We start from the raw sequence: 9,869 nt of genomic DNA, 5'->3' as shown, positions 1-9,869 counted from the left end.
CTCCCACCCCGACGCTCTTCAGATCTCGGCACGTCTGCGCGTGTAGGCCCCCCGACCGGTAACGGGGCGCCTACACGCGCAGACGCGTGCGTCAGTCAGGAGTCGCTGGGCTTCGCCGCGGAGACCAGGAAGCTGCGGGGCAGGTTGGTCAGCCCCTGCGGAACGGCCTGCGGTGTCCACCGCCCGTACTGCGCACCCGGCAGGCCGGGTTCGGTCGCTATGGTCACCCGCCAGCCACAGTTCTCCACGAAGCCGGCCGGGTCGTCGGTCCCGAACCGCCAGGGGCTGTCGGCGTCCTGGAGCTTGCGGAGGAACAGCTGGGTGTAGGGCATCTTGAAGATCCCGGTACCGATGAGGTCGGCCGCGAGAACACTGCCGGGGGCGGAGAGCGCGGCGGCGCGGGACAGCACCTGGTGCGCCAGCTCCTCCGGCAGGTAGAAGAGCAGCCCTTCGGCGAACCAGACCGTCGGCAGTTCCGGATCGAACCCGGCGTTGGTCAGCAGGCTGTCCCAGTCACCGGCCAGGTCGAGGTGGAGCCGGCGGCAGTCACAGCGCGGCGAAGCGCCGTGCGCGTCGAGGATCTGCTCCTTGTAGGAGAGCAGCGAAGGCTGGTCCGCCTCGAACAGCACGGTGTGCTCCGGCCACTCCAGCCGGTAGGCCCGGGTGTCCAGGCCGGCTCCGAGCCCGACCACCTGGCAGCGATCGGCTGTCACCGCGCCTTCGATGAAGTCGTCGAACCAGCGGGTGCGGATCGAGAGAAAAGGGTTCCCCTCGTCCGCGGCCCGGCTGGTGTGAAAGTGCTTCAGCAGCGCCGCACCTTCCTCACCGGCCAGCAGCTCAGCGAGCGGATCGTCGAAAAGACGGTCCGTGCGCCGACTTTCCCTGGCCCTTGCCGCGGCAGTCCATCGAGCTGTTTGCGTCACCGCGTCGAAACGCGAGGTGGACACGGAAATTTCTCTCTTCATGCAGCGGAGCCTAGCGCTGTCGGGCGCCACCGGGCAGTGCCTACTGAATGCATGACCGAATGGGCAGGCTAATAGTGCGCCCTCTCGTGGATGTCGCGGTGCGTGCAGCCGTGAAAATCTGCGAACGGACTTGATTCTGCCGGTACTTCCGTACCGAAAAACATCGATGAGACGGAGCAGGCTGCCGTGACTGTTGCTGCGAACAGGGTCGACTCGTCCGTGGCCCAGACAATGGGAGACCTGCTCTCCCGTTCTCCACTGGACCACGACGAAGACTTCTTCCTGACCGGTGGGGACTCACTCCGCGCGGTGGAGCTGATCTCCCGGCTCACCGAGCAGTTCGCACCAGACGACGCGGAGAAGTCCGCCGAACTGGGCTCCATGCTTCTGGTGGCGGTCTTCGACGAGGCCACCCCACGGTCCGTGTCGGCCGTCATCCAGCAGCACCTTGACTGAACAGCCCGTGGTCGTGGCTCCGGACACCCTGGAGGATCAGGGGCGGCCCCCGGCGGACGACGTCCATTGGTGGTCGGCCCAGCGGGTCGCCGCGGCCATCGCCGCCCGCCGGCTGTCCGCCACCGAGTACCTCGACCTGCTGCTGGACCGGGTGGAGCGGTACGACCCAGCGCTCAACCTGGTCGTGACGGTGTCCGAGGCTGCCCGCGAGGAGGCCCGGCGCGCGGACCGGAAGACGGCCAGCGGCGAGCCGCTCGGCCCGCTGCACGGCGTGGCCATGACGGTGAAGGACAGCCTGGCCACCGCCGGACTGCGCACTACGGCGGGCAGCGCCTCGCTGGCGGCCTATCGACCGGCCGCTGACGCTGAGGCCGTTGCCCGGTTGCGCGCCGCCGGCGCCATCATCCTCGGCAAGACCAACGTCCCGGAATACTGTGCCGACCTGCAGACCACCAGTGCTGTCGCCGGGACCGCGCGCAACCCCTGGCAGCCGCAGTACTCGACCGGTGGCTCCTCGGGCGGTGCCGCCGGCGCGGTCGCCGCCGGACTGACCCCGCTCGAACTCGGCTCCGACATCGCGGGATCCATCCGGATCCCGGCTTCGCACTGTGGGATCTACGGCCACAAACCCTCGTACGGGATCGTCTCGACTGTCGGCCATCTGCCGCCGTTCCAACCAGTCGATCCCGACCTCTGTGTGGTGGGACCGCTGGCCCGGACGGTGGACGACCTGGAGATCGCGCTGACCGCCGTGGCCGGGCCGCGTCGCGAGCACCGGGCGGCCTGGCGGCTGGAGTTGCCGCCCGCACGGCCGATCCGTCGAGTGGCCGTGTGGGCGGACGACCCGTACTGTCCGGTGGATCGCGGGGTGGCCCAGTCGGTGGAGCACGCCGCCGACCTGCTCGCTGCCGACGGGGTGTCCGTGACCCGCGACGCCCCGCCCGGCGTCCGCCTCGACATCAGCGACGAGGTGGGCCGCCGACTACTCTCGGCGTTGGGTCAGTCCTTCTATTCTCGCGACATGGTGGCCGCGATGGCACGGGGCGAGCTGACCGCCAAGGGAGAGCTGGGCACCGAGTACGTGGCGCAGTTGCACCGCGACTGGCTGGAGGCCGACGCACGACGCCATCGACTCGCGGCGGCCTGGGGCAGGTTCTTCGACACCTACGACGCGATCCTGCTGCCGGTGGCCCCCAACACGGCTCCCCCGCACGACCACCGTCCGTTCGCGGAGCGCCGCATCGAGGTGAACGGTCAGAAGCGCCCGTACTGGGACCAAATCGTATGGGCGATGCTCACGGGCGCCTGCTATCTACCGACCACAGTCGCGCCAGTGCGTCGCGATGAGCGAGGACTGCCCGTCGGCGTCGCGGTGGTCGGCCCGTATCTGGAGGATCGAACCACACTGGCCGTTGCCCGTCGCCTGGCCGGACTGCTGCAGCCGCTCGGCCGTCCCTGCCTGGCCTGACCGGACGGGGAGCTGAGCGGGCACTCGGTCGGGGCACATATCTAGGTCACCAGCGCCCGGGGCGGACCGACGGGTAATGATGGGGCCTCAGTTCAGCTGCGCGCTCCTGGTCGAGTGGGCTCCTGACTTAAAAGAATGTTCGAACCTGCCGCTGGGCCATCCAAGCCCCCACGAAGCGGGCACGTTCGAGGCCTGGGGGCCTTGCCGAGCCGACACGCTCCGCTGTACCACGGATTGCTCAGTACCCGCTGCGGTCGGCCATGCCGTGGGGGTGATCAGCCGAGAGAGCGCCTGGTAGGCGCAGAGCATCGCCCAGATCTCTTGCTCGATGTTTTCTGGGTGCCGCGAGCGCAGCACCGGTGAGCTATCCGAAGGCACATTCAGGGTGCGCAGCATCACGTCAGAGGTCCAACGGTACGCGCACAGCCGGACCAGCTCGGCGGCCGGAGCAGCCGTCGGGTCCAGCAGAGTGGTGACCACTCGAGGGGGTACGTGGTCGCCGCGCCCAGAACGGCCCGCGGACTCGACCACCCGAACAACGACACGGGATTCGCCGAACTCGGACAGGTAACTGCCGTCCGCAAGGGTGTACCGGCGTGGCAGTTCCTCGGTCGACCTCACCTCCCATACAAGGGCGGCGCCTGCGGCGGCAGCGACGGCGAACCAGTCCCGGTCACCGAGCTTCCGGTCTGCGGAGTCCTCGGAAGACAGACGGTCGCCGCCCAGCAACAGCACCCCCGAGCCCAGTTCAGCAACCAACGACGTTCGTTCCGTACCGGTGCCTGCGTCCAGCCCGGCGCCGGTCTCCAACTGCGCGGCAGCCAGGCGCTTGTCACCGCACCGGGCCAATACCGCCAACCGCACCCGAGTACCCGCGCTGCCGGACGGATTGCCATAGCGCGCCCGGTTCTCGGGGTTATTGGCCACGGCCAGTTCCATCCGGTCGAATGCCAGCACGCGCCGCCCGCGCCACTCCCCCGGGCTTCTCCGATCCGGCTCCGCGTCAGCGACCGACCGGTAGAACAACTGCCGTAGCGGCTCGGAGCCAAGTTTCTGCCGGGCCCTGGTGATGGCGGCGTCCCCCGCCACGGTCCACCGTCCAGGCTCCCCACGCGCCCATTGCATCCCGAGTAGAACCCGATCAAGCACCTGGACGTAGCCGACGCCGACATAGAGCCACATGGCGAGCGTGAAGTAGACCATCAAGTGAGCTGGCAGCGACCTGCGACGACGCTCACAGCGATCAGTGTCCTCCAGCACCTCGGTAACGGTCTCGACCGGAAACTCCAGCATCAACACCCCGACGCCAACCTCGACGTACCCACCCATGCCACGTCTCCCCCCGTGCCAAAAGAATGCAACCAACCGTAACGGCTCGAAACAGCACCTCTCTTTAAGCCGCACGTTTCGAGCCACCCCTTATGTGACTCATACATCTAATAGGGTCATGCACGCCACCTCTACCCACCAGTTCGACCTCGTCCCGGCATCCCGACGCCAGCACGGAACCAGTCCAGATCAGGGCAGCCGGGCACGTCACCGGCCCTTATCGCAAAGTCAGGAGGACGGAACTCCAAGACATGGACGCGGCATGACACCCATGCTTGGCTGAGAAAGATCGTGGAGCGCACCGTCGGCTCGGCCTCACCGCACAGAGGAACGCGCTTCATGCAACGGAAACGGAGGATGCAATGCGGGGAAGCACTGCCATACCCACGGACAAACGCTTGATCATCGCTCTGCTCATCGACAGCGAGGCCCTGTCAAGCGGCCTGGAACTCCTTCTGGCAGAAGCGCACGACGTCAGCACCATCGCACCACCGGCTAGTGAATCGCTCGAGTTCCTGGCCCAGGCGAACGAAATCGATCTGTTGATCATCTCCGCCGACCAGTGGCAGGAGTTGGCCCCGTCCATCGGCACCGACGATGAGCGCCCCAAGATTTTGGTCATCGGTGACGACTTGCACACTCGCGACACCAAACTGATGGGCACCCTTCCGGTTGACGGCTTTCTCGGCATAGCCGACCTCTCCCAAGACCGCATGCAGGACACCATTGAGCGCGTCATCGCGGGACAGATGCCCATGCCGCCACAACTGGCCCGCCACCTGCTGGTCAGCCCGCGACTGTTGGTTGCCGATTCCGAGGGGCGGATGGTCGTCCTCACCCCGCGCGAGCGCGAAACTCTTTCTTACCTGGTTCAAGGGATGAGCAACAAGCAGGTGGCACGCGCACTAGGCATCTCGGTGCACGGCGCCAAGCGGCTAGTCGCCACTATTCTGTTGAAACTCGGTGCGTCGAACCGGACGGCCGCTGTCGTCACAGCGATGAAGTCTGGGCTCGTCTGATCCGGACCCACCTCTTCTCGATCTTCCGTGACGGCCCGCCAGTTCAACTGTCAGGCCGTCACGGCTTGGTGGGTGAGTGCGGGCAGCCTGAGGCCCCAACTGTCGCGTCGCGTCACATCACACCGTGCCCTACGCCTGGCGCATTAGTGGGTGTGCGATAAGCCCTGTTCGGGGTAGGCAACTTGAGAGTTCCTGTACTTGGGGGACGCGGGGGGGGCCGATGCGCGAGTGCACGGTACGGGCGTCGTGGCTGCTTTCCCCGCCAACGCGGAGATGTTAGAGGTCGTTCTCTTTCCGAATCGCATGTGTGGTCTCTGCTGGTCAGGTATGAGGTGTTGGCCGCCGCGGAAGTCTCGGGTCGTTGCCGACCGAGATGCCATGGGGGTGGAGGATGCCGTCGATCCGGGCGGTCCTGGAAGCGCGGCGGAAGGCCGCGGCGGTGCATCTGGAAGAACTGGGCGCCGAGTTGGAGAGAGTTCAGCAGGCGGTGGCCGATGCGGAAGAAGTCCTGCGGCAGCGAGTGATCGGGCTGGAGCAGTTCCTGGAAGCGCTGGCCGAGGCGGACGCTCCCGCCGCGGCAAGCGACGGCAAGCCATCGGGGAAGCCGGTGCGGCCGGCCGGGCCGCGTATGCCGGTGCCTCACCGCAGGGACGTGACCGGCGTCGAGGTGCTGGCCATGGACTACCAGACGGTCATGGCCGCTGCCCTGGATGCCGGGAGCGACGGCCTCGGCGCCCGGCAGACCGCGGTGGTGCTGGGCTGGGACAGTGCCGTGGCCTCGCGTGTCGAAGGAGCACGAGCCCGACTGAAACGGCTGGTGGAACGAGGCTGGCTCATCGAGGAGAAGCCGGGCCGGTTCACCCTGCCCGCAGCACAAGAGGCTGGTGCCGGGCGGCGAGGCGCCGGCTCATGAGGGTGACCATCGACCACCGGATGACGGCCTCGCCGGTGTCGGGGCGTCGTTCGTAGTCGCGGGCCAGGCGCCGGCTCTGCAGCAGCCAGGCGAGGGTCCGCTCGACGACCCAGCGCCGCGGCATGACCTGAAAGCCGCGGGCGTCGTCGCTGCGGCGGACGATGTCCACGACGACATCGAGGTGTTGGACGGCCCAGTCGGTGAGGTGGCCGGTGTAGCCGCCGTCGGCCAGACGCGGGCCAGTCGCCGAAACCGCTCCTTCACCTCCGGCAGCAGGGTGCGGGCGGCCTCCCGGTCGTTCGTGGACGCGGGTGTGACCAGCACGGCCAGCAGAAGTCCGAGCGTGTCGGTCAGCACGTGTCGTTTGCGGCCGTTGACCTTCTTCCCGGCGTCGAAGCCCCGTGAGGTGTGGCCGACGGTCGCGTCCGCCTTCACCGACTGCGAGTCCACGATCGCCGCACTCGGCTCCTGGGTCCGGCCCTCCGCCTCGCGGACCGCATCGCGCAGCCGGTCGTGCAGCTCGGCCACCAGCCCCGTATCCCGCCAGCGGGCGAAGAAGGCGTAGACCCGCGCCCACGGCATCAAGTGGCGGGCATCGCCCGCCACTTGATGCCGTTGTCGACGAGGTAGCGCACCGCGTCGATCATCTGCCGGTGGCAGTAGCCCTCCGGCCGACCGCCCCGGCCCGCCAGCCATCCCGGAACCGGCAGCAGATCCCGCACTGCCCGCCACTCGGCATCGCTCATGTCCGAGCCGTACCGGGGCCGACGCTCCGGCCGGTCGGCTGCATTCCCGAACCGATGGGCGAGGCAGTCACACCCAGGAGTGGACGAGCTGGACTCGGCAACCGCGATCACGCAACACTTCGACACGAGGGCCTCTTGATTCTCGCTGGACTCGACATCCGCGAGCTACCAAGAGGCCCTTCCTTCATGCCTCAACACTGATCAACTCACCCGATCCAGAACGCCGTTCGAAGCAGGCCGAGCACGTGGGCGGATAGCGAACAGCCAGTTATAGCCGCAAGCCATCGTCCCCTCTGCGGGCTCAAGGATCGCCACGCACCCCAAATGACGCGTCATCGAGAACGCATCGAGACGGCCTCTTCGCCCATTGGGGCCGAGAGTTGGCCAGGCTCCGCCCCGAGACTCCATCCGGCACATACAGTGACCGGCCAGGACACCACCTGACCTCCGACAACGAGCCTCTCCCAAGCGCGCCCGCTGGGGAGGATCTGGGGAGAATTGAGCCGCCCGGGGAGCGCCTGGGGAGAATCGGCTGCGTAAAACTGCACGACTCTGAAAGGCCCAGAGAGACACTCGACCGCAGGTCAGGCCACATGGACGGCACAAAATGCCTGGTCAGTGGGTTGCGGTAGACGACTTCAAGAAGATCTCGTCGTGGGCCGCGATCCTCTTCGCCCCGACGCTGGTCGGCACCATCTACGGCATGAACTTCGACCACATGCCGGAGTTGCACTGGATGGGCGGTTACCCCTTCGCCATCCTCCTGATGGCAGTCGTCTGCACCAGCCTGTACGTCATCTTCAAGCGACGGGACTGGTTGTGACCAGGTGCCGGGCGCCGGGAGCGGGTCACGGGTACGACACCACCGTCGACGGGACCGTGTCCGAGCCCGATGTCGGGTTTCCGGTGTCGTTGATGACGCGCTCGTACTGGCCCTTGCCGCCCAGTGACACCACGAGCAGGTCGTGGAACTTCACGCCCGGCGTGTTCGGTGCGGCGAAGCCGTGGTGCTGCACGATCGTCGGGTCGACGTTGTAGAAGCAGTACGAGCCGAGTCCCCAACCCTCGTGGTCCGTCACCGAGTTGTCGACCTTGTAGGCGGCGAAGCCCTTGGTGTCGCCGTTCTGGATCGCCGCCTGGTTCGGGGCGTCGTAGGCCTTCTCGTTCTGGAAGAAGATGGTGCGGCCCCGCTGTCCGAACCACTGCACGTCGTACTTGTTGAAGTGCTCGACGAACAGGCCCGTCATCAGCACGTCGTCGCCGTTGACCACGACGCCGTAGTCGGCCCGGTTGGTGTCCCAGCCCACCCCGTCGCCATGGTCGGCCCGCCACACCCAGGTGTGGTCGACGATGGTGTGCCGGGCGTTGATCACCATGCTGGTGGTGGCCTTGCCCGCGCCCGCGCCGCCGATCCGTACGAACACGTCCTGCACGGTGATCGGGTCGGCGGCGTGGTCGGCCGACGCGCCCTTCGGGCCGACCTCGATCAGGGTGGTGGAGTTCTCGGAGCCGGCGTCGACGAGGAACCCGGCGAGGCGCACCCCGTCCACGTCGGCGACCTTCACGGCCGTCGCCCCGCCGTCCGGGATGAGCGTGGCGTACCCGAGGCCGAGCACGACCGTGCCCGCCCGGTCCACCTGGAGCGGCGCGTCGAGGTGGTAGACGCCGGGCGTGAGAAGGAGGTTGAGGCCCTGGGCCAGGGCGGCGTTGAGGGTGGCGGCGTCGGCGTCGGGCTGGGCGACGTAGAACTTGTCGAGGGCCAGGGAGGTGCCGCGCGGGGTGCCGCTGCCCCAGCTCGTGCCGCGTGCGTTCGTCCGCTTCTCCGGAAGGAACACCTTGTAGTCGGCGCCGTCCAGGTACAGGAACGGCTTCTCGCGGGAGACCGGAGTGGCCTCGAGCGTCGTGTACGGCGGGTCGGGGAAGCCCTGCGCGGGAGCGCCCTCGACGCCTGAGAACACCATGTTCCACACGCCGTTCTGCCAGCCGCCCACGGCCGAGTCGCGGGTGTACCACTGCTGCTGCGAGTACGGTCCCACGGTGCCGTCGATGCGGCTGTCCGCGATGTAGCCGCCGCTCGCCCAGCCGTAGCCGTCGGGCGAGAGGTTGAGGCCGCCGCGTACGTGCATCCGGCGGAACGGGGCGGCCTGGGCGACCGCCCACCGGTTCGTCCCGTTCACCGGCACGAGCGCCAGGTTCTCCGCACTGCGCCAGAAGTTCTGCGTCGCGTTGCCGTCGAACCAACCGGCGTCGACCGTCACGTCACCGTTGATGGTGGTGTCGTCCGGGGACAGGCCGAGGCCCGCTATCGAGGTGTAGAAGCCGAGTTGGGCGTTGAGGCCGCTGTACGTGCCGGGCTTGAAGAGCAGTTGGTAGCGCCCTTCGGCGAACTGCGCGGACTCCTGCTGCTTGAAGATCTCGTCCAGCTTGGCCTGGATGCCGGGCGTGGCCGGGTCGAACACGATGACGTTGGGCCCGAGGTCGCCACCGGCGGCGAGGGTCTTGCCGGACTTCGTCGGCGTGCCGGACTTCTCGGCCGGGGCGGCGGACGCCGCCATCGCGCCGAGGGCGGGCAGTGCCACGCCGACGGCCGCGGCCGCACCGAGAACTTTGCGGCGTGACATGGGCAGGGGGAAGCGAGTCACAGCGGCTCTCCTGGTTCATGAAGTGAACGGTGGGGGGTGTGGGAGCGCTCCACTGGCGACGCATGCTTCAGGTAGGTGAATTCGACGTCAAGGGTTGCGGCAGAAGTTCCCGGGGAAATCGGCAACAAGAGTTCAACAAACGGCACAGATAGGGCAGTTGGGGCTTCAGAAGGTGACGGGGAAGCGGCAGGGAAGTGGCAGGGAACGGCGAAGGCCGTGGCGCCACACAGGTCTGTGCCCGTGCCACGCCCACCCGCTGGCGCTGCCCGCCGGAGAGCTGCTCGGGGTAGCGCTCGCCGAACACCTTCGGGTCCAGGCCCACCAGGTCGAG

The 9,869-nt window shown here is 67.7% G+C and carries 9 protein-coding genes and 3 pseudogenes; 5 read left to right on the top strand and 7 right to left on the bottom strand.

Features of this window, described 5'->3' with window-relative positions:
* Positions 1 to 95: 95 nt before the first annotated feature.
* Positions 96 to 965, bottom strand: coding sequence for a class I SAM-dependent methyltransferase (locus tag ABT004_RS34710; RefSeq protein ID WP_351345223.1), 870 nt, complete (start codon positions 963 to 965; stop codon positions 96 to 98).
* Between the two features lie 219 nt (positions 966 to 1,184).
* On the opposite strand from ABT004_RS34710, the gene ABT004_RS34705 reads away from it, so the two are divergent.
* Together ABT004_RS34705 and ABT004_RS34700 are read left to right on the top strand one after the other, a co-directional pair.
* Positions 1,185 to 1,421: a phosphopantetheine-binding protein gene (locus ABT004_RS34705; RefSeq protein WP_351345220.1), complete on the top strand. Its 237-nt coding sequence runs from the start codon at positions 1,185 to 1,187 to the stop codon at positions 1,419 to 1,421.
* Entirely contained in the window at positions 1,414 to 2,889 is a 1,476-nt protein-coding gene (locus ABT004_RS34700; protein ID WP_351345217.1) for an amidase family protein, read from the top strand. Before ABT004_RS34705 ends, ABT004_RS34700 begins: the two co-directional genes overlap by 8 nt.
* Positions 2,890 to 2,976: 87 nt before the next feature.
* On the opposite strand, the gene ABT004_RS34695 is transcribed toward ABT004_RS34700, so the two are convergent.
* Positions 2,977 to 4,218: a transposase domain-containing protein gene (locus ABT004_RS34695; RefSeq protein ID WP_351345214.1), complete on the bottom strand. Its 1,242-nt coding sequence runs from the start codon at positions 4,216 to 4,218 to the stop codon at positions 2,977 to 2,979.
* A 398-nt stretch (positions 4,219 to 4,616) separates the two neighbouring features.
* Here ABT004_RS34695 and ABT004_RS34690 point away from each other — a divergent pair, with 398 nt between their 5' ends.
* The gene (locus ABT004_RS34690; protein WP_351345211.1) at positions 4,617 to 5,237 is read left to right on the top strand and encodes a helix-turn-helix transcriptional regulator; all 621 of its coding nucleotides are present in this window, start codon (positions 4,617 to 4,619) and stop codon (positions 5,235 to 5,237) included.
* A gap of 391 nt (positions 5,238 to 5,628) precedes the next feature.
* On the top strand, positions 5,629 to 6,150 hold the full coding sequence (locus ABT004_RS34685) for a hypothetical protein (RefSeq protein WP_351345208.1): 522 nt from the start codon (positions 5,629 to 5,631) through the stop codon (positions 6,148 to 6,150).
* Here the strand turns inward: ABT004_RS34685 and ABT004_RS34680 are convergent.
* From ABT004_RS34680 to ABT004_RS34670, 3 genes and pseudogenes are all read right to left on the bottom strand, one after another.
* Positions 6,095 to 6,382 carry a transposase gene (locus ABT004_RS34680; protein ID WP_351345229.1) on the bottom strand — a complete coding sequence of 96 codons (288 nt, stop codon included), beginning with the start codon at positions 6,380 to 6,382 and terminating at the stop codon, positions 6,095 to 6,097. The genes ABT004_RS34685 and ABT004_RS34680 overlap by 56 nt on opposite strands.
* Before the next feature lie 71 nt (positions 6,383 to 6,453).
* Positions 6,454 to 6,732, bottom strand: a pseudogene (locus ABT004_RS34675) (transposase); the annotation flags it as partial.
* Positions 6,732 to 6,896: a transposase gene (locus tag ABT004_RS34670; RefSeq protein ID WP_351345205.1), complete on the bottom strand. Its 165-nt coding sequence runs from the start codon at positions 6,894 to 6,896 to the stop codon at positions 6,732 to 6,734. The pseudogene ABT004_RS34675 and the gene ABT004_RS34670, both read right to left, overlap by 1 nt.
* 631 nt (positions 6,897 to 7,527) lie before the next feature.
* On the opposite strand from ABT004_RS34670, the pseudogene ABT004_RS34665 reads away from it, so the two are divergent.
* Positions 7,528 to 7,719: pseudogene (locus tag ABT004_RS34665) on the top strand (CorA family divalent cation transporter); the annotation flags it as partial.
* Positions 7,720 to 7,744: 25 nt separating this feature from the next.
* On the opposite strand, the gene ABT004_RS34660 reads toward ABT004_RS34665, so the two are convergent.
* Both ABT004_RS34660 and ABT004_RS34655 read right to left on the bottom strand, forming a co-directional pair.
* Positions 7,745 to 9,517, bottom strand: coding sequence for a pectate lyase-like domain-containing protein (locus tag ABT004_RS34660; RefSeq protein ID WP_351345226.1), 1,773 nt, complete (start codon positions 9,515 to 9,517; stop codon positions 7,745 to 7,747).
* Positions 9,518 to 9,769: 252 nt separating this feature from the next.
* A pseudogene (locus tag ABT004_RS34655) lies at positions 9,770 to 9,869 on the bottom strand (polar amino acid ABC transporter ATP-binding protein); the annotation flags it as partial.

This window comes from Streptomyces sp. NPDC002790 (genome assembly GCF_040295505.1).
Classification (GTDB): Bacteria; Actinomycetota; Actinomycetes; order Streptomycetales; family Streptomycetaceae; genus Streptomyces.
This window is presented reverse-complemented; position numbering and strand designations above follow the sequence as displayed.